The organism is Pedobacter humicola, assembly GCF_056490705.1.
The window spans coordinates 68,007-93,264 of sequence record NZ_JBWJIG010000014.1 but is presented as its reverse complement, the minus strand read 5'-3'; the positions used below and the strand labels follow the sequence as shown (position 1 = coordinate 93,264).

Genomic DNA, 25,258 nt, shown 5'->3' with positions numbered 1-25,258 from the left:
ATCGTTTGCCTATCTTATTTTTTACCATACAAATTTGTGTTTGTGTACAATTAAGAAGTGAAGTGCATCAAGGTTGTTCAACGATCAAATAATCAGTAGATGTATAATCAATGGATTTTGATGCATAATCATTCTCCCAACATATCATTACCATGAGGTGGTAGAGATTTCTTAATACCATTAAGCGAATGACTTCAATAAGCAACTTCTGCACTGTTATTTGCTCCATATTACGGCTTGGTCCCAAACGAGCATTACATTGGGGAAATCTGTCCAATTCTTCTCAGGAATTTCATTGCAATCATATTCAGTCTTGATTTGGTTAATATGATAAAGCAATTGAATAATTAATTCGCTATCAGTTACAAATGTATAAACCAATCATATTAACTGTTAGCAGGTATACTGTATCCAGTACATCTCAATTATCAAGCAGGCTGTTTGCTTTGTTAACTATGTAAAAAAATTAACACAATTAAAGCGCCGCATGGTTCGTCAAATCCGACGAGAAAAAGAGAAAAACGCTCAAATAATGCATTATAGTGTTTCCTTAGCATTTAATAAAGTACGACTGAAGCATTTATTTACTTAAACTGATCCTGATCAACTTCAACCAAAATAACCGTTTAAATACGTAATAATCGATTTAAACCACTGAAAGGCATCCATGTGGCAAGCATTTTGCATATGCCTAACTAAACAATTATTAATGAATCTTTCAGTACCCCAGTCTTACAGCTGCGTAATTATTGATGATAGCCGCATGAGTAAGCCACTTTTTGAACATTTTATTTCCAAAATAGATAAACTTAATCTTCGAGGCAGTTTTACAGATCTGGTAGATGCCATGGGTGCCTTTTGGAGTTATGGAAAAGTTGATTTCCTTTTTTTGGATATTCAAATGGATATATCTGGAATTGATGTAGCCAGAATGCTAAAAAACAGTTTTAAGTTCGTGGTGATTTTAGGCGAGCCTGGCAACGAAGCTATTGATATTTTTGCCAACAGATGTAAATTTCTGCCTAAACCGCTCGATTTTACAAAGTTTTTGGATATGATTAATCAATTGATTTCAACTGAACGGGAAAGCAGCACGCAACTTTTGTAAGCACTCAGCTATCAAGTTTTTTGCCACACCCTTTCGACCGTTCAGGCGGGGAATACAGATTTACACGAAGCTAGATTTCTTACCTAGTCTTTCGGCTATCTGCGTTGGTCATTTAACTTTAGTCGCTCGGATTTTTTTCCATTGGTTTGATTACACAGATATTAGGATTGCGCAGATGATGGAGCGGTGGTCTCTCTCTTGTAGTCTTTAAACCTTTTACCATTAAGCAGTTAAGGACATTGAGTTTTTGTTCTTTAATCTTTCTGCTCTGGTCTTTGTGCTTCTCACTTAAATATCAGAGTAATCTGTTGGGTAAACAAATTTGGTATCGTTTTTAGAAACATTGTGCTGATACTCGGGCATGGCAGAAAGTTTTTTCCAATAATCATCTGCGGAGAATGCTTTCCAATGCTCATCCCGATCTGCCTTATTCTCGAAAGTGGTTAAATACATCAGGTTTGGCATGCGGCTGCCGGAGATTACTTCTCCATAAAATACGGCGTTAAAATTAAGTCTTTTAAACAGGCCTATTTCATCCCCTTTATTGAACATCTGCACCTTATTCTGAAAATATTTTTCTGTAGGTGCTTCATAACTTCTTAATTCATATACCCGCTCCTTCATCGGAGACTTTAGCTTTGGTAGCATAAAATTAGGGGCATCTTCAAAAGCTTTTAAAACAATTGATTCTAATCGTTCGTAAGGAACATCAGAATAAAGCGCATCTGCATAAGCTTTACCATCCAGGGCATATTGCTGATCTTTAGCCAGCTTTTTATCAAGCTCTAAAACCCCATTTAAAGATTTTAAGGGAATAAATACATAAATAAGCTTTTCTACAACCATAGCAGGATCACTCACCACTGGCTTAAAAACACCTACTTTAGCAATTCCTGCACGGTGTAAAGCCGGCAAATAAGCTTTTTGCAAATAATCATCAACCGTTTTCTCTTGTGTATCAGTTTTTAAATGGTAAATCTTAATCTGATAGAAATCTATTTTTGAAGCATTGGCTGCAAAAACGTTTGACAATAGAATGAGTAAAAAAAGAGCTGGTATTTTGGCTTTTCGCAACATGATAATTAACGAGTGGATGATTAGAGGGGAAAAATAATCAAAGTTTTGGGTAAAACTGAATATTTAACCATTATTTCTGCTGTATCACGCTAAAATTACTAAAAATACCATAGCCACTATTCTCACCATAAGTAGCCTGATAAAGCCCAACCTGAACTATATTTCTACTTTTACCTTGCCAGGTTATGGGGCTTCCGGGTAATTCTTCCCAATTTTTACCATCGTTACTACCACGCAGATAAAAAACATTCCCTTTTCTTTGAATTTGTAAGTAGGGGTAGAAATTCCATCCAGCGGCATTATTTTCCTGCTTCCGGCCATTAGCGTTTAATTTTGTGGTGATGTTACCAATATTCCATCCGAGCATTACACTATTCTGAATTAAGGTTTTATCGGCATCACTTCGCACCATTAATCCTACATCATTTGCACCATTTGCTTTTTTTTCTTTCAGGCCGCTAAGATCGTCTATTTTTACTTCAGCGATAAAATCGCCCGCTATGTTTTTAAACAGAAATGGCCCCATTGGTTTAGCGCCATCCCAAAAGGTTTTTGTAGAGGCAAGCTTAATTGTTTTATCTTTTTTGATTAGCTGATCAACTTTCCCTTCCAGGCCATCCCAAAAAGTAGACGAAATACTTTTACCCGTACTATCGTAATGTAAATCTTCCTCATCGTTTTTAATATTGAAAAGATTCAGTGCGGTACTCACTTGTTCGGAATCAGCAGCTTGACTAACATTTCCCAAATGATCTCTGGCCTGTACAGTATAGGTGTAGTGACTATTACCTATCATATTATAATCGATATAGTCTGCAGAATTTATCCAACCACTTTTTCGATTGCTATGGCTTTCGGTAAACTGATACTGAATGCGGCTACCTGGTAACTTAACTGGCGTAGCACTCATGCTAATGATTGTAGGAGAAATTGCATGAGGTTTTTCAGCAAAAAAGGTTTTTGTCTCATGAACCAAATTTGAGGCCCAATCTTGATACTGCTTTTTTACCTGTATGGTATTGAATGCGTAGTCGTAAAGATAAAAACCGCTTATTGTATAATCATTATTTTGGGCTTTAATGAAAAAATCATTGTTAGGGCTTTTAGCTAAATCAATTTTTTTTTGGGCTATTCCATCAATGTAGAGTTTGAATGATTTTCCGTTAAAGACACCCATCGCATTGGACCATTTTTCTTTGCCGACAAGTTGCAACACGCCCAGACTCTTTCCTAAACTTAAACTAATTTTGCCAGACCGATCTGCATAACTTTGCAGCACAAACGAGAAAGGCTTTGAAAAGTTAATCGGTGATGTAATGAAACGATCTAATTGTTGTTGATTGTCTTTTTGAAGGGTAACGCTCATTAAACCTTTCGTAACGCCTGCCATTGGTCTAACGCGATTAGTGCTTAAGTTACCCAATGCATATCCATCATTTTTCCAATTGCTTACCGGTCCATCTTCCAGCGCCGCCGCATTAAGATAAATGGCAGCATGGCTTTGGGTTTTTGATTTAGCCAAACTGGTTATTTCGGCTGCACTTAATGGTATATCGTACATCTTCAGATTGGCTAAAGCACCTGAAAAGCTTGCGCTGTTGTCTTCATCTACACCGAGAAAAAAATGACTTAAGTGATCAATAAAGAGCATTTTACGTTCTTCATGGTCCAGCTTTCCATCTACAAATAAGCGCTCCATTGTTCCGTCGAAAGTAACTGCGATGTGGTGCCATTTTCCCGCTTCGGGCAAATTGTTGTACTTCATATCCGGCCAGCCCCAATGTGATGCGGCGCCCCATTTCGGGTGCGAGCCATAACCGATTGAAGCATTTGTTAGATCACCCCCACCCCTGGCTGTCCAGGCTAAAAGAGGTTCTTCGAGCGCAATATCAGGGTTGTATACCCACATGGCTACGCTAAAACTACTGTTTCCTTTTAATGATAAGGGCGCAATAAAGTTCGATCTCATTCCTGATTTTGACTCGAAAACAACAGCTTTTTTGCCAGCAATAATGGCGCTTACCGGATCGCGATTTAAGGCGGAAAAGGCGCCTTTCAATTTCCCATTATTTTGCCATTGATGTATGGTCTCACCTATTTCAAATTTCGAAGCGTCAAGGTCTACCAGCAATCCCTTCGGGTGATATCGGCTTAAGTCTTCCAGCTTTTTAACAACGGTAAGCATAGCAGGTTTATATTCGTCGTTATCGAAAATTTTAATATTCCATACCCCTTTATTTAAACCCGGGTATTCGGTTTCTAATATTTTCAATCTCACATACCGGGCTTTTACCGATTTAAAATCGATCATCGGACTTCCATGCTGCGTGTTTTTGCGTTTGTCGGCATAACTTTTCCATGTTTTGTTATCGATAGAATAGTCGATTAGGTATTGATAATACCAGGTTGCATATTCAAATTGTGTATGAATACTTTTTATTGATTTTACGCTTCCCAGATCTATGTTTAATGTAGCCGGACCAATATTATTGTTAGCCTTCCAAAGCGTACCGTTATTATCATCGATTGCAAATTCTGTTTTAAAATCTTCGCTGTAAAATGAAGAGGCTTTTACTTTTGCGCCCAAGGCCTGATTTTGATGCGGATTTACATCTTTACCCAAAAAGCCAATACCAGTGTGCGTAGGCACAAGTGTTTTAATATTGCCTTCTTCGTCAAATTCCATTTTATCAGCTGCAATTTGTCGGTGGTAACCTCCCCCGGAATGTGGGTTATTGTGGCGGTGATAAATCATATAGAAATTATCATTTTGTTGCAAAACAGATTCGTGTCCTGGACCGTGCACAGTACCATCACTACTAGTGGTCAAAATAGGATTGTTTTTCCCAAACACAAATGGCCCCATCGGCCCGGTTTTGCTCATCACATATTGAACGCGATAAGAACCGTCTTCGCAATAACCTGAAGAATAGGTTAAATAATAAATCCCATTTCTTTTAAACATAAAAGGCGCTTCAAAAAAATCTTTGGCAACAGTATTGGGGATCTGCGCGGTTTTTTCAAACGTTTTCATATCGGGATTGAGCAGACCTACGCCACAACCATGATTGGGATAAATGCCCCAGGTTCCCCAATACATGTAATATTTTCCATCATCATCTTTAAAAGTTTGCCCATCGAGTGTAATGACATTAGGCACTAAAAAATTGGGGACAACGGGTATGCCTTTAGGCAAAAGTGATGTCCACGGACCAACTGGTGTATTGGCCGAAGCGCCAAATATTTCTACGGGCTGACAATAATAAAGATAATACTTACCATCACTGCCTTGCGTTACGTCGGGTGCCCAATAGTGGTGGGTGGTGGGCCAGTTCATGTCTTGTAACTGCCAGTTCACAAAATCTTTAGACATCCACACCTGGGAAGGGCCAAAACCACCACCATTACCATCTGTTGTAGCATATACATAATAGGTATCGCCAAATTTCTTTACTGTAGGATCGGCAAAATATCCTGGTATAATGGGATTGCCATTACCCAGTTGCTGAACTTGCTGTGCAAAAATATTAAGGCAATTGAATACAATTTGTATACCTAGGAGCAAAAAGCATTTTGAAAGCTTTAATGAACAACTATTGAATGAGTAAACCATGGAATTACCTAAATTATTAAGTCTTGCGTTAGGCGTTGAGCGCTTAGCGTCGGTTAACCGATTAACCAAACAGCCAATTACCAATTACCAGCCTTGCGTTGGGCGGTTAATGTCGATTAACCGATTTCAACAATTTACTGATTAACCAATATTCAGTTGGCAATTGACAGTTTACGGTAACCAATGACGAATGAACAAATTATCAAGTTTCCAATTGTCAGTTTGCAGTTACTACTGAACCAACCTACTTTGATACATTCGGGTTTGGTGGTTCGGCGTTCAATAAATGTTTCACAAAGAAATCGCGTTTGCGTCTACGTCCGTAAGTGCCGCCATCGCTGTGGCCCATCCCCGGAATGCTTAAGATATCGAAATCCTTATTGGCTTTGATCAATGCATCTGCAAGGCGATAGGTGGATTCTGGTGGCACATTTTCATCTGCTTCGCCAACAATCAGAAACAAATTTCCCTGCAATTTCGCTGCATTTGTAATGTTCGATTGTTCGCCATAATGTGGTCCTACCGGATACCCCATCCACTGTTCGTTCCACCATTGTTTGTCGATACGGTTATCGTGACAACCACAGGCAGAAACCGCAGCTTTATAAAACTCAGGGTGAAACAACAATGCGCCTGTTGAATTTTGTCCTCCTGCTGAAGTACCATAAACGCCTACACGGGTAATATCTGCATTTGGATATTTTGTTGCCATGGCTTTCATCCACAATATCCGGTCAGGAAGCCCCGCATCGGCCAGATTTTTCCAGCACACATCATGAAAAGCTTTCGACCGGTTAGCCGTGCCCATGCCATCAATCTGCACCACAATGAAACCAAGTTCAGCTATACTTTGCATTTCACTTGCTGGTAAGAAGTTTTTGGGCACAAAACTATCTTGTGGACCAGCATAGATATTTTCGATAACCGGATAGGTTTTATTGATATCCATTGTTGATGGAAAACAAACTACGCCCCAGATATCGGTTATTCCATCTCTTCCCTTCGCCACAAACACTTCTGGCAGTTTTACGCCTGTAGCTAAATACGCGTCTGTTTTCCCATGCTCTATTTCTGCTACCTTTTTAGTGGTAGCAGTTAATTTTAATTCGGTAACAGGTGGTACATTTACCTGAGAATAGGTATCGATATAATATTTACGGTCTGGAGAAAAACTGAGGTTATGGTTGCCTTTTTCAGGTGTGAGGCTTACCAAACCCTTCCCATCAAAACCAATACGGTAATAATGGATAAAATAAGGGTCTTCCCCAACATTCATTCCCGATGCCCTAAACCAAACCTGGCGTTTTACCACATCCACACTATCAATCTCCCTTACTACATAATTTCCTTTGGTCAATAAAGATTGTTTTCCATTGAGGGTATTTACCAGATAAAGGTGTTGCCATCCATCCTGCTCACTGGTGTATAACATTTCGTTTGTTTTAGGCAGGTAGCGGGTATAAATACGGCTTTCATAAATAAAGGTTTTTGTTTTTTCGTCGATAATATTTTTAGTTTTCCCTGTAAGGACATCTACTTCGATTACCCTGAAACGCTGGTGACCACGGTCTACTTTCTCGTAGGTATAATACCTGCTGTTGCCTGCACGCCAGTGCAATTCGGGTGGACCGAAAAAATCGATCAGCTCTGCATCTACCTTAATTGCTTTTTTAGTGGCTACATTAAACACATATGGTTGATAGGTAGTAAAATCATCTCCAGGCTGCGCATATTCTCTCGATTTTAGTTCGCCACGGGTAGTACCTGGAACGGAACTCAATACATAATGCACTTTTTTAATCTCTTTTGGATCCGTTTTGTAGGCGACAATATTTTTGCTGTCAGGCGACCATGCAAAATCGCCATAAGGTTTATCGGCATTTCCATCCGTACTCAATTGCGTTTCTGTTTTTGTAGCCACATCAACCACAAAGAGGTTTCCTCCCCGGATCAGGATTTCATTTTTACCATCCGGCGATTTTCTCGCTTCGCGGTTTCTTTGCCAGCGCGATCGCCTTTGCTGTAAAGGTTTTTTCGCATTATAACGGTAAATACTGGTATCTTTTGCATCGGTTAAACTATAATCACCCAGATTAAGCTGATACCATTTATCTTGTACCTTCAGCGTCGCTGTGTTAGACTGATCGGCGAAATAAAGCTCGGCGAACTGAAGTTTTGATGGATTCTGCTTTTTACCTGTCGCCTTTTCTATGCTTTGTGCCAGTTTATCCTGATCAAAGGCTAGTTTTCGTTTTCCAGTAACTGCTTCTACGTAATAATATTCCCATGTTCTGTTCGGCAGGTTCTTTCTATACCAAAAAGCAGTTCCGTCCTTCTTCCAAAAGGGAACAATATCGTTATTGGTTGGAATATTGCGCAGTGCAGTATCTAGTTTATTCGACAATTGGTAGGCATTCGCCATTTCGGCGGCGCTTGGCACATAGGGTGCTAATCTTACATTTTGTGCTTGTACCTGAAAAAAAGCCAAACTTAATAAAACGAGGGCTATTGATTTTCTAGCGATGGAGTAAATCATTATTACAGATTTTTTGTTGTAAATATAACCCTAGGCATTTGCAGATTTCTTTTAGATATTGATGGATAACATCAATATTTTAACCTTTAATATCGCTAATATCCACAGTTTTGAGTTCCTGCCGGGCAATACTCCCTTTAATGACATAATATACCGGTATGCCAATTAAGGTGATGATTAAGCCTGGCCAGGTAAATTTGGGTTTAAAAATAATGAGCAGGATACAAAAGGCCAGTCCCATTACGATGTAAATGATGGGCAACACGGGATAACCAAAGGCTTTGTAAGGGCGTTCGGCATCAGGCCTTTTTTTGCGGAGGATAAAAATTCCAAAAATGGTAAGCATGTAAAACATCACCACCACAAAGGAAATCATATCAAGCAGATCGCCATATTTTCCGCTGATGCACCACAAACAGGCGAAAAGACATTGGATCCAAAGACCAAAACCAGGAACTGCGTTTTTGTTGAGTGTGCCTACTTTTTTAAAGAAAAGTCCGTCTTTGGCCATCGAATAATACACCCTTGCACCTGCCATAATTAAACCATTATTACACCCAAAGGTAGAAACCATAATCATCAAAGCGATAATGATGGTACCTGCAGTACCAAAAATGTGGTTGGCTGCCGAAACTGCAACACGATCTTTATCTGCATAAGCGATATCGTGCAATGAAAGTACGCCTGTGTACATCACATTGGTGAGAATGTAGAGTACGGTAACGATAATTGTACCCAGAGCCAAACTCAAACCGATATTGCGTGCCGGATTCTTTATCTCTCCGGCGATAAAGGTCACATTATGCCATGAATCGCTACTGAATATCGAACCCACCATCGCCGCGGCAATAGCCCCAAAAGCAGCTAAAGTGGTGTACGAACCTATATTCCCATCGGTAGATAAGGGGCCTAGAGTCCACATATTTTCCCAGTTGCTCTTCCAGATGCCTTTATCCAGAAAGAAAAGCCCAAACATGATCAAACCAAATAAACTCAACAGTTTGGCAACAGTAAAGGTGGTCTGAATAATCTTTCCTCCATTTACCCCTCTGTTATTGATATAAGTAAGCAATATAATTACACCAATGGCCAATAACTGTGCCGGGGAGATGGTAAAAAAGCCCAAATCAATAGCCACAAGATCTTCACTTAATGCAGGCACCAGGTAAGCCGTAAATTTAGCAAAGGCTACCCCTACAGCAGCTATTGTTGCCGTTTGGATCACTGTAAAAAAACTCCAGCCATATAAAAAGCTGATGAGCGGATTATATGCTTCTTTTAAATAAATGTACTGACCACCAGCTTTCGGGAACATGGCACTCAATTCGCCATAACTTAACGCCGCAGTAAGGGTCATAAAGCCTGTAATCAGCCAAACGACCAATAACCATCCCGAACTGCCCACATTCCGGGTAATATCTGCACTGACTATAAAAATACCAGATCCGATCATACTTCCGGCTACAAGCATGGTGGCATCCATTAATTTAAGTGAGGGTTTAAACTGTGTGGTTTCCCGGTTCTTCATCTGTTGGTCTGGTTGTTTGTTGTATATTTTTATGTTGGTTTATTTAAGCTGATCGTAAAAATGCCAGGAAGTGGTAAAATCGCGTGTTAAGGGCTGGTTGGTTAAAGTAGCCCTGATCATTTCAACGGGGATGAGGTTTTCTTTGATCACGGCATCATGAAAAGCTTTAAAGCTCATCTTACCGCTATCAACGAGTTCCTTCTTGAGTGCAAAAAGCTGAAGTCCGCCGGTAAGGTAGGCTACCTGGTACAAAGGACTATAATCGCCTTTGAAAGATCTTCGTACTTCACCTTCCGCATTGGCCCGCTCGTGCCCTACACGGTCGACCAGAAAATCGACGCATTCTTGTGGCGTCCATTTACCAAGGTGGAAGTTTAAGGAAAATAGAATCCTGGCACAGCGGTGCATCCTCCAGAACAACATGCCCATTTTTTCTTCAGGCGTTTTGGCGAAACCTTTATCGTAAAGCAAAAGCTCCCAGTATAGAGGCCATCCTTCTACACTAAATGGTGTTTTAAATGATTCGCGGTAGCTTTTATAACGGTTATTGATGAAATATTGGTAATGGTGGCCCGGCAATAACTCATGTTGTACCGTACCTCTTGAAAAATAAGGATTATTACCGCGCATACTCATCAGTTTATCGTCTTCTTCCATGCTATTGGTAGGATAGGAAATACTGATTTCACGACCACCTGTAAAGAATGGGTTCACCAACTGGCGTTCGGCCGACATCATTACCATGCCCCAGGTTTCTTCGGCCAAAGCCGGAATAGCGATCAAGTCGTTGGATTTTATAAAAGTCAGTGCATCATCCTGTAGTTTAACAATTAGTTCTGCTTGTTTACCCAGTGGCACATAACTGTTCTTAATTTTTTCCTGTGCTTTTTTCCAGTCTTTCCCATAACCCATTGCCGTTGATGCCTTTAACAATTCCTCATCGCAATATTTAAACTCTTTTTCGGCGAGCTGGATCAATTGTTCGGGAGTGTAAGGAATTAGCTCGGCATTTAATTGCCGTATCAACTCCTCACGCCCGATAGGCGTTCCTTTTATTTCAGGTTTATCTGTTTTTACAGCTGGAACTGAATCGCGTTTATCGGTAAATAGTTTTGCATAATTGATTAAAGCCTGATCTAGCCGTTCATAAGGTTTGGGTGCCCACCAGGTAAAACCTGGCTCGTAATCCTTATAGAACTGATAAAAGCCTTTTAAGCGCTGCTTTAAGCTAAAGGTTATTTCGGCCGCCATTTTAAGCTGGTCGGGTTTGAGTTTACGTCCTTTTTTAAAATTTAAACTCAGGGTATCAATCTGTTTTGCCGTCTCGCTCATCTGCGCTGCCAGTGCAGATCCCTCTTTATACGTACCTCTTCTTCTTAACTTTTCGAGCGCATAAATGGAATCGGCAAAAGTAAAATACTTAGCCAGTGCATTATAATCTGTTTCTTCCTTATTTAGTAGCCAAACCGACGATTCGATCTCTTTTTTAAGCAAAATATAATCTACCTTCCCATAAACACTAAAAGTTTCGAAAGATGCCGACTTTAATTTTTGCAAATAATCCTTATTGATATCCTGAAGTCGTTTTCTTTGCTCAGGACTTTTAAAGGTAGTCATCGGGTAAGCATAATACCCCCCCGGGGTATAAGGATAATAGAAATCGTTAATGGCGTCTACATCTCTTTGGTAACCCACAATAAGTGTTCCCATCTCGCTAGTTTGTTCGTAAAGACTTGTATTTGACGATTGAGCTGTTGCATCCTTGCTTGATAGCATGCTGATCACTAATAAAAAGACAAAAAACGGGTACTTAAGCTGCATTTCGAATCGGTTAAATTTTACAAATAGGGTTGCCTCCATCTGAAAAGATGGCTAATTTTAATAATAGATAAAATGGATCTGCGGCTTATGCGCCCATGTAACTCACTCTGCTTACGCTGTTATAGGTATCGATATAGGCCCTGGGCGATTGACCAATAATGCTTTTAAATACCCTGTTAAAGTTGGTAATGCTATTAAACCCAGCTTTATAAGCTACTCCCGAAATGCAATCTGCTTTTTCGCCCGAAATAAGGCTTTTACAGGCATCGTTGATCCTCACTTCATTTAAAAAAGAAACGAAGGTATGGCCGGTATGCTTTTTAAAGTACCTGCAGAAAGCCTGTGGGGTCATGAAGGCTGCATTAGCCACATCCTCTAACGAGATCTGATTGTTGTAGTTTTCTGTAATGAAGTTGATAATTTTGCTTAAACGCATACCTTCATTTTCGGTAACGTTCGACGAGTACATATCCGAGCATAACGATTCTACGTTCTCATTCAGATCCTGAAGGCTATTTACCAACTTCAGAAAATTAAACAATACGTCAACCCCCGATGCCAGGTGTACATTAAAAATTTTTGTAATTATATTTTTGGTGAAAGCGGCAGGTATTTTAAATCCATGTTTGTTTTTAGCCAAAAAAGCACTGGCCATTTTCATTTCCGGAAGATTGAACAATGCTGCCAATATACCATTGGGATTGAAATAAACGGAACAGGCTTTAATGGTTTTATGGTTGTCGGCCGAAAAATACTCTGGATTACTTTTAAATAAATGCGGAAGCTTGGCGCCAATCACAAAAACATCGCCCGATCTGAAGGCATGCATATCGTTACCCGCAATTAATGTTCCTTCTCCTTTTTCGATATAAGTAATCTGCCATTCATCATGTCGGTGCAGGTATTGATAAAAATAAGGCGATTCAATATGCTCCGATATCACACTCTTGTCGTCGGGCACAAGCATGGTAAATGGTAATACTTTCATGATTTGTTTAGTTAGGTTCGGTTTGTTGATTATGAATTGAATGTAAGGATATTAACCCTAAAAAACCAAGAAAAGATTAATAAGGTTAAAATGCTGCTACAATTTGATAAAATATGACGGATTTTAGCACAAAATGATCGGAATCAGCACTACTATATCATTAGTTAAAACCCTGTCCCACAACTCCTAAAACGTTTAACTAAACTTTGCAAGTTTTTGAATTTTAGGATTTAGTGCTATTTTGAGGATTAATTTGAGGGATTTATGCCGAAATAAAGATTTTTTTTTAGCAAAAAAAAAGATGTCAGGTTTTTAAAAATCTGACATCTTTAGGTCGCCTACGTTCAAACTAACACACTTAATATTATCGATAAAATTACCGAACTACCGAAAAGGGTTCCAATTTTAAATCGGTAGCCATGCCAGCAATAATCTGGCTCACCAATAATCCTGTGGCTGGCCCTAAACTCAGTCCCATCATTCCATGCCCTGTGGCTATAACTAAATTTTCTCTTTTTTCACTTCTACCGATATAAGGTAAACCATCAGGAGATGAGGGACGGAAACCAAACCAGATATCTTTTTCGGCAGGAATGGCAGGTTTTAAATCAGGGAAATAGTTGGGCACGGATTCTACAATCCCTTTAACCCGCTGCATATTGATCCTGTTATTGATTTTATCCAATTCCATTGTACCACCATACCTGATCTGACCGTTCATTGGTGTAATGGCTACCCTCGCCTCGCACAATAAAGCCGGAATAGTTAAACGGTTTTGAGGTTCAGCTTCCATAAAGGAATAGCCCTTACCTGGCATTAACGATATATTTAAATCGGCCATTTTAGCTACTGCAGGCGACCATGAACCTGTGGCAATTACATATTGGTCTGCCTCCCAGACAGTGTTGCCCGTAAAAACTCTTGTGATTCTCTTGCCCTCAGTTTCAATTTTATCAACCTCTTTACCACGCTCAATCTGCACTCCGTTATTGGTTAAATACTTCAACAGGGCATTCATCAACTTTGTGGGATAAAGATGCGCATCACAACGGTAATGCACTGCACCCAGAACATCCAGGTTTAAATCGGGCTGTAATGTCTTACATTCGTCAACGCTTAACACTGCCATATCCAGGCCCAGCTCAATGGCCCTTGCAGCCAGATGTGCTTCTTCTTCTCCTGCCTTTTCTGTTTTATAAAAAGCAAGGATGCCATTGTTGGTGAGTTCGAAGTTAAAATCAGGTTCTTTAGCCAAACCTTCGTATAACTTTTTGCTCAGTAAAGAGAGATCGCGTAAGGGTTCGGCCGATGCGTTAACATGCTTTGTTGTAGCATGTTTCATAAACTTCAATCCCCAGTTAATGAGACTACCATTTAATGATGGGCGCACATAAAATGGACTTTTGCTGTTAAACATCCATCTGATGCCCTGTTTAATCATACCCGGCGCGGCCAATGGCACAAAATGGCTTGGCACAATCATCCCCGCATTACCAAAAGAACAATTATCGGTAATATCTCCCTTATCCAAAATGGTTACTTCGAAGCCTTTTTTCTGCAGATAATATGCTGAGGTCAGGCCTACAATTCCACCGCCTATAATTAATACTTTTGACATTCTTTTTAAATTTTTACTAAATCACCTGAAATCCATAGGCGTATGGATCATCTTCTGCATCAATTTTAATGGTATTGTATCCATAAACTTTTGCCCAACCTTCTACACTCGGAATAATTGCCTGGATACCATTTAAATCGACAACCTCTTCAACCCTACCGATAAATTTACTACCGATAAAACTCTCATGGATAAAATCTTCCCCCTGTTTTAGCTTTCCTTTGGCATACCATTGTGCCAAACGCGCCGAAGTTCCGGTACCACATGGCGACCTGTCGATGGCTTTATCGCCATAAAAAACAGCGTTTCTGGCAGTAGAAGTTGGGTCGATTGTTTTCCCTGTCCACAACACATGGCTACAGCCATTTATCGTTGGATCCTGAGGATGCACAAAAGTATATTTTTCGTTAATGCGTTTCCGGATGGTCTGGCTCCAGGTAACGAGCTGAGAAGCCGTATAGTTTTCCAATCCAGGGAAATTATCCTGGGGATCTACAATGGCATAAAAGTTACCGCCATAGGCTACATCAAAAGTAAGCATGCCCAAATCAGGGCATTCTACCTGTAAATCTTCAGCTGCGAGGTAAGAAGCTACATTTTTGAGTTTAACAGATTTAACTTTTTTTCCTTCCTGTTTGTATTCGATCAATACCAATCCGGCCGGGGCTTCCATTCTGATCACGCCCGGAATTTTAGGTTGGATCAATCCTTCTTCGATTGCAATGGTAATGGTACCGATAGTGCCATGACCGCACATGGGCAGGCAACCGCTGGTTTCGATAAATAATACAGCAACATCGTTAGCCGGATCGTGAGGTGGGTATAAAATGCTACCCGACATCATATCATGTCCACGGGGTTCAAACATTAAACCTGTTCTGATCCAATCAAATTCCCGCAAAAAATGCTGCCTTTTTTCGCTCATGTTGGTTCCAATAAGCTGAGGACCACCACCAGCAACCAGGCGTACCGGGTTTCCGCAAGTATGCGCATCTACACAAAAAAAAGTTTTACTCATGAGATTTCGTTAATTTCTGGTTTATCGTTCTGAAAATCCCCAACGGGTTTCCATCTTTCAATTCATCCGGCAATAATTCCTGCTCCCAATCCTGATAAGCCAATGGACGTACAAAACGGTGAATGGCCGTAGCGCCTACCGATGTAAAACGGCTGTCGTTGGTTGCCGGAAATGGGCCGCCATGCTGCATGGCCGCACAAACTTCAACACCAGTTGGTACACCGTTTAAAATGATCCTTCCGGTTTTATCCGTTAGCTTATTGACCAAAGTTTGATACTGCTGAAGTTCCTGCTTATCGGCCATCAAGGTTACCGTGAGCTGCCCTTCCAATACCTCAATGGCTCTTTCGAGTTCGGCAATATCCTGAGCCACCACCAAAAGCGAATATGGACCAAAAATCTCCTCCCGAAGTTTTGGATTCTTGATAAAATCGGCGGCATTTACCTGTGCAATTTTTGCTTCAGACTGGTTCTGAAGTTCATTGTTTTTTATTGTTGAAGCCGATAAAAGTTCAACACCTCCTTCACTAATAATCTCTGCCGACAGTTTCCCATAATTATTGGCAATACCTTCGGTGAGCATGGTTGCAGACGGAACTGTAGAAATACTTTCCTTTAAACTCGTTTTAAAATTTTCTAATGCCGGCGATTGAACGGCAAGCATTAAACCCGGGTTGGTGCAAAACTGGCCTGCGCCCAAGGTAATAGAGGCTGCATATTTTTTTGCCAGTTCTTCTGCCTGATCTTCTATTGCCTTTGGAAGAAAAATTACCGGATTAATGCTCCCCATTTCGGCAAAAACAGGAATAGGTTGCTCCCGTTCTTGTGCAAGATTAATCAATGCCATACCGCCTTTAAACGAACCTGTAAAAGTTACCGCTTTAGTTAAAGGATGTTGAACCAAACTGGCACCGATGGTATAACCATCATCGTACAATAAAGAAAAAACACCTTTTGGCATCCCCGTTTTTTCTGCCGCTTTAATAATGGCTCCCCCTACTAAGGCACTGGCTCCATAATGTGCAGGATGTGCTTTTACAACCACCGGGCAACCAGATGCGAGGGCTGATGCCGTATCGCCACCTGCTACTGAAAAGGCAAGGGGAAAATTACTGGCGCCAAAAACGACCACAGGCCCGATAGGGATCAGCATTCTTCTGATATCAGGTCGTGGCAAGGGTTGTCTGTCAGGCAATGCGGTATCAATTATCGCATCAACCCAGGAGCCTTCGGCAACTAAATTGGCAAATAATCTCAGCTGGCCAGTTGTTCTGCCTAGTTCGCCCTGTAAACGGGCCAGAGGCAAACCGCTTTCTGCAGATGCCCGGTTCACCAGCTCGTCGCCAAGACTGGCAATTTCATCGGCAATGGCATTTAAAAAAGCGGCTTTAAGGTCTTTATTTAAACTTCTATAACTTTGGAAAGCTGCTGTTGCTGCTGTTAGGGCATCATCAACCAAACTTTTGCTTGCTTTGAAAAATTCACCATCAAGCGTTAATCCTGTTGCAGGATTAACAGCTTTAAGGCTTTTTTCACTAACTTCTACATAAGTGTTTGCTACAATATTTTTCCCGTTCATATTTGGTTTTTAAACTATTTGCCCCAACTACCTGCTGGTAATTCCGGACGAACAGCCAATGCATCGTTAATAATTTTCAACACTTTTTCTCTTTCTGCTCCGCTTATCGGTAAACGTGGTGCACGTACGGCTTCAGTTCCCAATCCGGTTGCTACTTCTGCCAGTTTAATGTATTGTACCAATTTGGCATGGATATCGAGCTCTAAAACAGGCAAGAACCAACGGTAAATGGTTAAGGCTTCGGAAATGCGGTTTTCTTTGATCAATCTGAAAATGGCTACCGTTTCTCTCGGGAAAGCATCAACCAAACCGGCAACCCATCCATGTGCACCCATTACAATACTTTCCATTGCCAATGGATCTACACCCGTAAAGATTTTGAAACGATCACCAAAACGGTTGATCAGTCGGGTTACGTTCGATACATCACGGGTTGATTCTTTGATCGCCTGTATATTGTCGTATTTAGTCAAAACCTCGAACATATCCAGGGTGACTTCGATTTTATAATCAACCGGATTGTTATAAATCATGATCGGTAAGCTGGTGCTTTCGGCAATGGCACCGAAAAAGGCCAAAGTTTCGTCTGGAGCAGCATTATAACGCATTGGCGGCAATAACATCAGGCCTTGTGCGCCAAGCGATTCGGCTTTTTTAGCCACTTCGATTGCTTTTTTCGTGGTTGATTCTGCAATATTCAATAAAACCGGAACACGGCCATTTACTATGGTTAAGGTATGCGATAACAGACCGAATTTTTCTTCGTCGGTTAAAACGCTGGCTTCGCCAAGCGAACCGCCTAAAATAATCCCCTCAGCTCCTGCTTCTAACTGTGCTTCGATATTTAAATCGAAAGCCGGAAAATCTAACTCATCATTTGCTGTAAATTTTGTTGTTACAGCAGGGAAAACCCCAGTCCATTTGATACTCATTGTAATATTATGTTTTTTATAAATTATGATTCAAAAACTTAATCTGGCAGCAGCCAAACCCCGTTTAATCAAATGATCAGTGATCAATCTGTTAAACGATAATCAAAGTTAGCAGATCGGTAAGCAGTAAGATTGTTGGATTTTAACCGATATTGGTTATAAATGCGCCATTTGAATCAGCCCCATTGTTCGGGATTGGTATAGTAGTGATGGCCATAAAAAGAAATGGTACCCTTCAATGAAGAATACCATTTAGCAAATCAGCTGAGTAACAACATCCAGCCGTTTATATATTTTTTAACGAATCTATTTTGTATTCTTCACCTGCAAATAATACATGAATTCGATGCCCTGCTCTGTAAATAAAGCTTCCTGTCCCTTGCCTAATATAACCTGCTGCCAGTTTTGCGACGGGACAATTTTAAGCGTCTTAACACCATCTTTTTTAAGGCTCAATGGCAGGTTGAAACCTTTAACACAATTGCTGTAGCGGTAAAATGCTTTACCATCTTTCAGGTAATATTCGAATGAGGGTATTTGGGTCGTGCGCAGATACTGATCAAAAACCTTTGAGAAATCAAATCCTGCTTTTTTCGAGATGTAATTTTCGATCTGTGCAGTAGTTACGGTTTTATGATAAAAAGTCTGGTTTAAGCCGCGCAATATCGATCTAAAAAGTTCGTCGTTGTTTAAACTATGTCTGATGGCGTGCAACATATTTCCACCTTTAGGATACATATCGCCGCTGCCCTGTGCATTTACACCATAAGGGGGAATAATAGGCGTATCGTTCCGGATGCCTTTTCTAATGCCAAAATTGTATTCATTGCCTGCTTTATTGCCAAAAATATAATCGACAAAAAGGGTTTCGCTGTAATTGGTAAATCCTTCGTGTACCCACATGTCGGCAAGATCATTAGAGGTAATATTGTTGCCAAACCATTCGTGACCGCTTTCGTGGATGATGATAAAATCCCACTTCAGTCCCCAGCCATCGCCAGACATGTCCCTGCCTCTGTATCCAAATTTGTAACCATTGCCATAAGAAACTGCCGATTGGTGTTCCATCCCGGTATGTGAAGCATCGATCAGCTGATAACCGTCTTCGTAAAAGGGATAGGGACCAAACCAGTGTTCCATGCTCTTCATCATCTTATGTACCTGATCGGGCATATAGGTTTTCGCCTTTGGATAATTGTAATCGAGTACCCAATAATTCACATCCAGCGTACCTTTTTCACCAGCATATTTCTCTTTAAAATTAACATACTTACCAATGTACGGGATAATGCAATAATTGCTGATCGGGTTTTTAACATTATACTGATAAGTGGTGGTGCCATTGTGGTTATCCTTTTTAAATACCAATCTTCCATTCCCGACAGCAACCAATGTATCAGGAACCGTCATGGTTAAAGAAGCCCCGAGATTGGGTTCATCGCTTTGATGATCTTTATTCGGGTACCATACCGAAGCACCCAAACCCTGACAGGCCACCGTCATCCATGGACGTGAAAGCGAATCGGTGGTAAAGATAAAACCGCCATCCCATGGTGCTCTTTTTGCCTGGTGCACCTTGCCGTGGTAAAAAATATGGACGTTGTTTGTTGCCGATAACTTCTGTGCAGGAACATGTACATACCAAACACTGCCAGCATGTTCGAATTTTAACTTCGCTTTTCCATTATATAAAATACTGTCGATAATTAATGGTTCCTGCAGATCGATCTGCATACGGATGCTGCCATTGTTATTCTTGATTACTTTATAAACGATTTTATTCGAACCGGTGATGCTTTTATCTTTATAATCGGGCTTAACCGAAAGTTCGTAACGTTGTACATCCCACCAGGTACGTTCGGCATTCAGACTTCCCCTTAAGGTATCGGCCAAAGTGTAGACCTTTTTTGGAGCCTGAGCAAAGAGCATGGCACTAAAGGTTAAGAAGAGTACGGTTAGGGATGTTAGTTTTTTCATATTTTTTGCCGGTTATAATATTGAAATAGTGTATTATTCATTTGAAAAGCAATGGCAGTGTTTCATTGGTTATTACAGTCCTGCTACCTCTCCCCCCAGATAAATTTCGGAATCCGTCCTATCAGGTTTATATAACCTTGGTTTTTGCTCAAAACAGGTTTTTAAAATTTTGTACTTCTGCCCAATGTTTTTAGCCCTGACGGCAGCGGGCATCCCGATGCTTTATCGATCAGTTGGCACTGCATTAGCACAGGGGTAAAGCGGATGGCAGGAACTCACACAAAAAAAGCGAAAGGCCCTGCGCTCCAAAATAAAAACCGCGATTATTCTAAATACCAATCTTATTAATAAGCTTCTGCTCTAATCGCTTCAATTTCATCCGTAGTTAAGGCCAAATGTTTGCCCAACATCCGGCTTCCTTTTTCGGTAACCAGGAAATCGTCCTCCACCCTGATCCCGCTAAAGTTTCTGAATTGTTCTAATTTATCGTAGTTGATAAATTCTGTAAACTGATTGGCGGCTTTCCAGCGATCGATCAGCTCTGGAATGATATAAACACCAGGTTCAACCGTTAATACATAACCTGCCTCAAGTGCCTTACCCAACCTTAAGGATTTTAATCCAAACTGCGTAGTATTTTTGGTTAGCTCATCGGTATAACCTACGTATTGCTCACCCAGATCTTCCATATCATGTACATCCATGCCCATCATGTGGCCGGTTCCGCACTGAAAAAACATAGCATGTGCACCCACTTGCACGGCATCGTCAATATTTCCTTTCATTAAACCAAGATCTTTCAAGCCCTGTGCCAACATCTTACACGAGGCCAGATGCACATCCAGATACCTTACACCTGGCGCCAGCAGATTTTTGGCATGGGTATAAGCATTTAATACAATATCATAAATGTCTTTTTGGACGGTACTGAATTTTTTTCCTACGGGAAAAGTACGGGTAAGATCGCCCGCGTAACCTAAAGAAGTTTCCACACCAGAATCGTTTAAAACCAATTGTCCTTCCTGTAGTTGATTGCCATGATAATGGTTATGCAGAATTTCACCGCGCACAGTCAAAATCACAGGATAGGCTAAATTACCTCCTGAAGCCAAAGCCGCTCCCTGGATTTTGGCTGCAAGCTCACGTTCGTACATACCAGGTTTTGCCTGTTGCATCACCATTAAATGGATATCGGCAGAAATGGCCGCAGCACGGTCTAATTCTTCAATTTCTTCTACCGATTTGATTGATCGTTGCGCTACCACAGCTTTAATAAATTCAATAGAGGCCTTTTCTTTCAGCTGATCAATAGGCAGGTTAAACCAGTTGGCCAGTTTTATTTTATTTTCTGAACGGTAAGGCGGTAAAAACTGAACCCTTCTTTTCTTTTCCTGATACTGTTTAAGGTAGGCATCTAATTTGTCTAAAGGAAGTACTTTGGTAAGTCCTGCATCCTGGCTTTTTTCTTCAAGCGTTTTCTGCCTGCCCATCCAAACGATATCGTCGATACCCATTTCGTCTCCGAACAGAATGGTTTCGTCTGTATCCAGGTCGATAATGGCCGCCAATAAGGGTTCGCTGATTCCAAAATAATATAAAAAAGTACTGTCTTGTCTAAAGTGATAGGTATTGTCTTTATAATTCATCGGGCTGTCTTCGTTACCCAAAAAGAGTAATATTCCCGAATTTATTTTTGATTTTAACGTTGCTCTCCGTTGGACGTAAACTTTCTTTTCAAACATGTTTTTATGAGTTAGGCAAATATCCCAAAAGCAATCTTTATTCGATAAAGATTGAGCCAACTGGCTAAAATATGGGTTGTATCTGCAAATTATAAGTTAAGATTATGGCACAAAAATCACAATAAATTTCATGTTAGCGAAAAATATGGGTAAAATCTGCACAAACTACGGTAAACAAAATGGCTGATAAGCCACCAGCCAGATGCTAAAGAAACTGTCTAATAGGCGATACAATCGTCTTTCTCAATCCTTCCTCGTTGCAAACGAGGAACAATAAAAATGATATAAATGGACTATATTACTATTTACACTATAGAGATTTGAAATACAAATCTTTAAAATACCCTATATAAAGTATCTATAGAGAAATAAATAAAACCAATATGCGCTTTTATACTCATCAAATACGCCTATAAAATGTTATTTTTAAATTTAATGAACTGATATACAGTTCATAGAAATAGTTTATATACATTAGTACAATCAATCAAGCCTACATTACATTGATTATCAAAATTTATTATAACATAAAGCCCCGCAAATTTTATTTTACGAGGCCCTGAAAGCAGATGAATTGATATTATTTTTGAAGGATGATTTCAGTTCTATGCGTGTTCGAAAGTGGAAGCAGGTATGCTCCTCTATCATTCTTGTGAGCATTCTTTACAGCATAAGTACTTACACCATTAATTTTGGCGGATTGGGTTAACCTTAATACTGCCTGATCTAAATATTCATTTGCTTTGTTCAATTTTAAATGAATTTCGCCATTTGAGGTATTGTAATCAACCTCATCAATTGTCCCAGCATCAAGGGTAATCCATAGCCCGGCGGGTGCGATATAAACCGACGATTTTGCGGCTGTGGTTAATTTAACACTGATGGTATTGCCTGTTTTATTCAGATTAGCCCCAAAAGCCAGCCAACCAAATTCTGGATGTAGTAAAAGGTACGATGAAGTATTCACAGCATAACCAAAAAAGCCAGAGCCATAATCACCAGTGATGCCATCGTTTTTTAAGGTGGATGGATAGGCATGAAAGGCTGCAGGCGCAAAACCCTCTTTGGTGATATTGGAAATTGATCCCAATAAGCCTCCGTAACCTGTACGCAACAGATAAAAATCGTCAGGGTGCTTACGGTAATCCATTAATACCGGAATAGCGTTCAATGCCGATCCATAATGGTGGATCATCCTTTCGATACGGGAAAGTTTACCGCCATAAAGGAAATCCCAATACCTGCGGGCGTTACCGTTATAAGCCCAATGCGGTATTACCGGCATATAGGCCAATATGGCATCGAGTGTTACATTTGCTTTATCCTGATAGCCAAAATAGCTCGACCAGACATAAACTTCTTCTTGACCTGTAGAGTCCCAAGGCATCTCACTTCCAAAAGGATATTGTAACGAACGCCAATGATTGGCACGTTTTTTCATTTCAGCTTCCAGCTTATCAGCCTCTTCGGTTAATCCCTCATTTTTAAGGTCGGTTAAGATGAGGTAAAATATGGTGCCCTCCATCTGGCCAAACTGTGCATAATATGGTGCAATGTTAACCATGGCCATACCGGTTTCGGCTGCATCAATCAGATGCTGTTTCCAGCTTTGCTCATCTACCAAACCTTTGTAATTGCGGGCCAGGCGGTACATCACCCAATGTGCGGCCGCTACGTGGGGGTAATTATAAGATCTGCCCAAATTGTCGGCTTCCTTTTTTGGCCATGCCGACCAGGTTTTAAAGTTAATGTTTGCTGAATAAGTATCTTTGGGCAGCGAATCAGGGGCATAATAAAACAAACTCTTTTTCACTCCATACTTCTGAGGTCCTTCCTTTAGCTGAATCCGCCCAAACATCACAGTATCAACAAATTGTTTCAACTTATCTACCTCTTCCTTTTCCGGATGAACCAATTGTTTCATAATGGCACCCAGCCAGGAGCCTGCCCCACCCTCGTCGCTTAAACCTGCAATCCATGCCCTGTTATCCTGCGTAACCTGTTGCTTTTTTTCGTCATCGTAGGTAATGGCAGATGGACTTCTTTTAAAAATGGGATCAGGCTGATTAAACCATTGTTTGGTGGTTAAAAAGTGGCCGTAACTGACGATGACTTCACTTTCAGGCTCAATTACCTTATAATTGATAGTCTGTTCCAGACCATCTTCATAAGTAATGGATAACCTTGCCCTGCCCCAGGTATTTCCTTTTACGGCATAACTCTTCCAACCATTTTTAGTGGTACTTAATGCATTCACTTTTAAGGCATTTTCGGGTTGAACCTGAATGGATTTAATTTTTTTAGGATAGTTGACGAATAATTTGGCATCTACATCGCGCGGCAATACATAACCTGGAACCGATATGGCTACGGGTCGTTTATTTTCGATCAATTTACTTTCGGTATTTTTAGCAGTACCTGAAAGGATAAACTGAAGGGCATAACTCCTAGTTTCACCAGGTTTTAAAATGGTTGATGTTGGTGTATTCCATTGTTCGGCATTTTTCCATTCATTTCCGGCATAAGCCTTACTGTATACCATCCACTCGTAAAAACCTTCAAAGGCAATTCCTCTTGGCGTTTTGTCATCATTTAAGGGATTGTAAGCCTCGAAAGGCGTATGCCCCACTGGCAACACCAACAATGATGGCGCGTGACCACTTAACCGGGTAACCTGTAGATACCCGGCGTCTTTACCAATGTAAGGATCGTAAAAAACATTTTTAGCGTGGGTTTGCTCCAATGTTCTGCCCTCTAAAATGTTATCAAAAATCATTGGGATACCCAATGCACCAACTTCTACATTTTTATCGGTTTTGTTTTTAAGTTCGAAACGCAGCACCAGTTTTCCGTTTTGCATTTCCCAGATCCGCTTCACCTGTAAAGGAATGTCGGCCGGAAGTGTTGCGGCAAGATCGGCTGCTGCAAATCCACTTTTACCAATTGGAATATTTTTAACAGCGCTCCGTTTTGTGGCTGTGCTATAACTTTTCCAGGCTTCTTCACCAACGTTCCGCAGTTTCAGGTTGATATCGCCCAAATGGTATAATCCATCTGAACTACGCACTTTTAAACTGTCGCTGGGTACGAAGTCGAAATCCTTAACCAACTTAGGTTGAAGGCTAGCCACCGTTTGTGAGGATTTCACCAGTTTCAGGTTAAAAGCTCCGGCGTTAAAGGTCGAAAACCCATTTTCGAGTCCTAATGTGGAAGGCTTTTTGCCTAGGGCAATCCATGGTGATTGCGCAAAACCTACCTGAAGATTAAGTAGAGCCAGGATGCAGCAAAATATTGCTTTAAAAGTAATTATTGATATTTTTTTTAATTTGATGGTCATGATGATGAGGGAGCAAGTGTTTTGGGACAATCAAAAATATACTTTAAAAGATAAACCGGGCACCGATCTTAAAAATAGCGCAAAATTGGTAAAGGATTGGTGTAATTACTGGAAGTTGGTAAGCGGGAGTCGGAGCGCGCTTAGCGAAAAGTGCGACGAAAGAATGGGTTTCCGCAGATTGCACAAATGGCGCAGATTTGAAGGTTGGTGTGTTGCAGAAAATTTAGCGAATAGCGGATGTGTGATGAACGAAGTGGTTCCCGCAAATTACGCGAAAGATTCACCATATAAGGAATATGAGAACATGTAAGCTTATATGCCCCTTATATTCCTTATGTGGTAAACAAACACAGATATCTACTATTTAAGTAATGTCATTATAAG

Annotated in this window: 15 protein-coding genes; 2 read left to right on the top strand and 13 right to left on the bottom strand. The window is 40.5% G+C overall.

Features of this window, described 5'->3' with window-relative positions; translation table 11 throughout:
- Window positions 1-709 precede the first annotated feature (709 nt).
- Entirely contained in the window at window positions 710-1,108 is a 399-nt protein-coding gene (locus AC04Q1_RS20120) for a hypothetical protein (protein ID WP_478366358.1), read from the top strand.
- Between the two features lie 288 nt (window positions 1,109-1,396).
- On the opposite strand, the gene AC04Q1_RS20115 is transcribed toward AC04Q1_RS20120, so the two are convergent.
- The 13 genes from AC04Q1_RS20115 to AC04Q1_RS20055 form a co-directional block, all read right to left on the bottom strand.
- On the bottom strand, window positions 1,397-2,140 hold the full coding sequence (locus tag AC04Q1_RS20115; RefSeq protein WP_478366357.1) for an NIPSNAP family protein: 744 nt from the start codon (window positions 2,138-2,140) through the stop codon (window positions 1,397-1,399).
- Window positions 2,141-2,255: 115 nt separating this feature from the next.
- The gene (locus tag AC04Q1_RS20110) at window positions 2,256-5,750 is read right to left on the bottom strand and encodes a family 43 glycosylhydrolase (RefSeq protein ID WP_478366356.1); all 3,495 of its coding nucleotides are present in this window, start codon (window positions 5,748-5,750) and stop codon (window positions 2,256-2,258) included.
- A gap of 292 nt (window positions 5,751-6,042) precedes the next feature.
- The gene (locus AC04Q1_RS20105; protein ID WP_478366355.1) at window positions 6,043-8,334 is read right to left on the bottom strand and encodes a S9 family peptidase; all 2,292 of its coding nucleotides are present in this window, start codon (window positions 8,332-8,334) and stop codon (window positions 6,043-6,045) included.
- 79 nt (window positions 8,335-8,413) lie between these two features.
- Window positions 8,414-9,862, bottom strand: a complete 1,449-nt coding sequence (locus AC04Q1_RS20100) for an APC family permease (RefSeq protein ID WP_478366354.1) — start codon at window positions 9,860-9,862, stop codon at window positions 8,414-8,416.
- A gap of 39 nt (window positions 9,863-9,901) precedes the next feature.
- Window positions 9,902-11,572, bottom strand: a complete 1,671-nt coding sequence (locus AC04Q1_RS20095) for a DUF885 family protein (RefSeq protein ID WP_478366353.1) — start codon at window positions 11,570-11,572, stop codon at window positions 9,902-9,904.
- 196 nt (window positions 11,573-11,768) lie between these two features.
- A complete protein-coding gene (locus AC04Q1_RS20090; RefSeq protein WP_478366352.1) occupies window positions 11,769-12,671 on the bottom strand; it encodes an AraC family transcriptional regulator in 903 nt (300 codons plus the stop codon).
- 376 nt (window positions 12,672-13,047) lie between these two features.
- Complete coding sequence (locus AC04Q1_RS20085; protein ID WP_478366351.1) at window positions 13,048-14,289, bottom strand: NAD(P)/FAD-dependent oxidoreductase; 1,242 nt, start codon at window positions 14,287-14,289, stop codon at window positions 13,048-13,050.
- Window positions 14,290-14,305: 16 nt separating this feature from the next.
- Window positions 14,306-15,307 carry a 4-hydroxyproline epimerase gene (locus AC04Q1_RS20080; protein ID WP_478366350.1) on the bottom strand — a complete coding sequence of 334 codons (1,002 nt, stop codon included), beginning with the start codon at window positions 15,305-15,307 and terminating at the stop codon, window positions 14,306-14,308.
- Window positions 15,300-16,886, bottom strand: coding sequence for an aldehyde dehydrogenase (NADP(+)) (locus tag AC04Q1_RS20075; RefSeq protein WP_478366349.1), 1,587 nt, complete (start codon window positions 16,884-16,886; stop codon window positions 15,300-15,302). Before AC04Q1_RS20075 ends, AC04Q1_RS20080 begins: the two co-directional genes overlap by 8 nt.
- Before the next feature lie 14 nt (window positions 16,887-16,900).
- Entirely contained in the window at window positions 16,901-17,818 is a 918-nt protein-coding gene (locus AC04Q1_RS20070; RefSeq protein WP_478366348.1) for a dihydrodipicolinate synthase family protein, read from the bottom strand.
- Window positions 17,819-18,124: 306 nt separating this feature from the next.
- Window positions 18,125-19,795, bottom strand: a complete 1,671-nt coding sequence (locus tag AC04Q1_RS20065; RefSeq protein WP_478366347.1) for a M1 family metallopeptidase — start codon at window positions 19,793-19,795, stop codon at window positions 18,125-18,127.
- A gap of 344 nt (window positions 19,796-20,139) precedes the next feature.
- The gene (locus tag AC04Q1_RS20060; RefSeq protein WP_478366346.1) at window positions 20,140-21,537 is read right to left on the bottom strand and encodes an aminopeptidase P family protein; all 1,398 of its coding nucleotides are present in this window, start codon (window positions 21,535-21,537) and stop codon (window positions 20,140-20,142) included.
- Window positions 21,538-22,117: 580 nt separating this feature from the next.
- Complete coding sequence (locus AC04Q1_RS20055; protein WP_478366345.1) at window positions 22,118-24,874, bottom strand: DUF5695 domain-containing protein; 2,757 nt, start codon at window positions 24,872-24,874, stop codon at window positions 22,118-22,120.
- Here AC04Q1_RS20055 and AC04Q1_RS20050 point away from each other — a divergent pair.
- A complete protein-coding gene (locus AC04Q1_RS20050; RefSeq protein ID WP_478366344.1) occupies window positions 24,873-25,184 on the top strand; it encodes a hypothetical protein in 312 nt (103 codons plus the stop codon). The genes AC04Q1_RS20055 and AC04Q1_RS20050 overlap by 2 nt on opposite strands.
- The last annotated feature ends 74 nt before the right edge of the window (window positions 25,185-25,258 follow it).

Coding starts and splice junctions, on each gene's coding strand:
- AC04Q1_RS20080 (WP_478366350.1), bottom strand. CDS start 15,307: ATGAGTAAAACTTTTTTTTGTGTAGATGCGCATACTTGCGGAAACCCG.
- AC04Q1_RS20090 (WP_478366352.1), bottom strand. CDS start 12,671: ATGAAAGTATTACCATTTACCATGCTTGTGCCCGACGACAAGAGTGTG.
- AC04Q1_RS20055 (WP_478366345.1), bottom strand. CDS start 24,874: ATGACCATCAAATTAAAAAAAATATCAATAATTACTTTTAAAGCAATA.
- AC04Q1_RS20085 (WP_478366351.1), bottom strand. CDS start 14,289: ATGTCAAAAGTATTAATTATAGGCGGTGGAATTGTAGGCCTGACCTCA.
- AC04Q1_RS20075 (WP_478366349.1), bottom strand. CDS start 16,886: ATGAACGGGAAAAATATTGTAGCAAACACTTATGTAGAAGTTAGTGAA.
- AC04Q1_RS20060 (WP_478366346.1), bottom strand. CDS start 21,537: ATGTTTGAAAAGAAAGTTTACGTCCAACGGAGAGCAACGTTAAAATCA.
- AC04Q1_RS20120 (WP_478366358.1), top strand. CDS start 710: ATGAATCTTTCAGTACCCCAGTCTTACAGCTGCGTAATTATTGATGAT.
- AC04Q1_RS20095 (WP_478366353.1), bottom strand. CDS start 11,572: ATGGGAACACTTATTGTGGGTTACCAAAGAGATGTAGACGCCATTAAC.
- AC04Q1_RS20100 (WP_478366354.1), bottom strand. CDS start 9,862: ATGAAGAACCGGGAAACCACACAGTTTAAACCCTCACTTAAATTAATG.
- AC04Q1_RS20050 (WP_478366344.1), top strand. CDS start 24,873: ATGATGATGAGGGAGCAAGTGTTTTGGGACAATCAAAAATATACTTTA.
- AC04Q1_RS20070 (WP_478366348.1), bottom strand. CDS start 17,818: ATGAGTATCAAATGGACTGGGGTTTTCCCTGCTGTAACAACAAAATTT.
- AC04Q1_RS20065 (WP_478366347.1), bottom strand. CDS start 19,795: ATGAAAAAACTAACATCCCTAACCGTACTCTTCTTAACCTTTAGTGCC.
- AC04Q1_RS20105 (WP_478366355.1), bottom strand. CDS start 8,334: ATGATTTACTCCATCGCTAGAAAATCAATAGCCCTCGTTTTATTAAGT.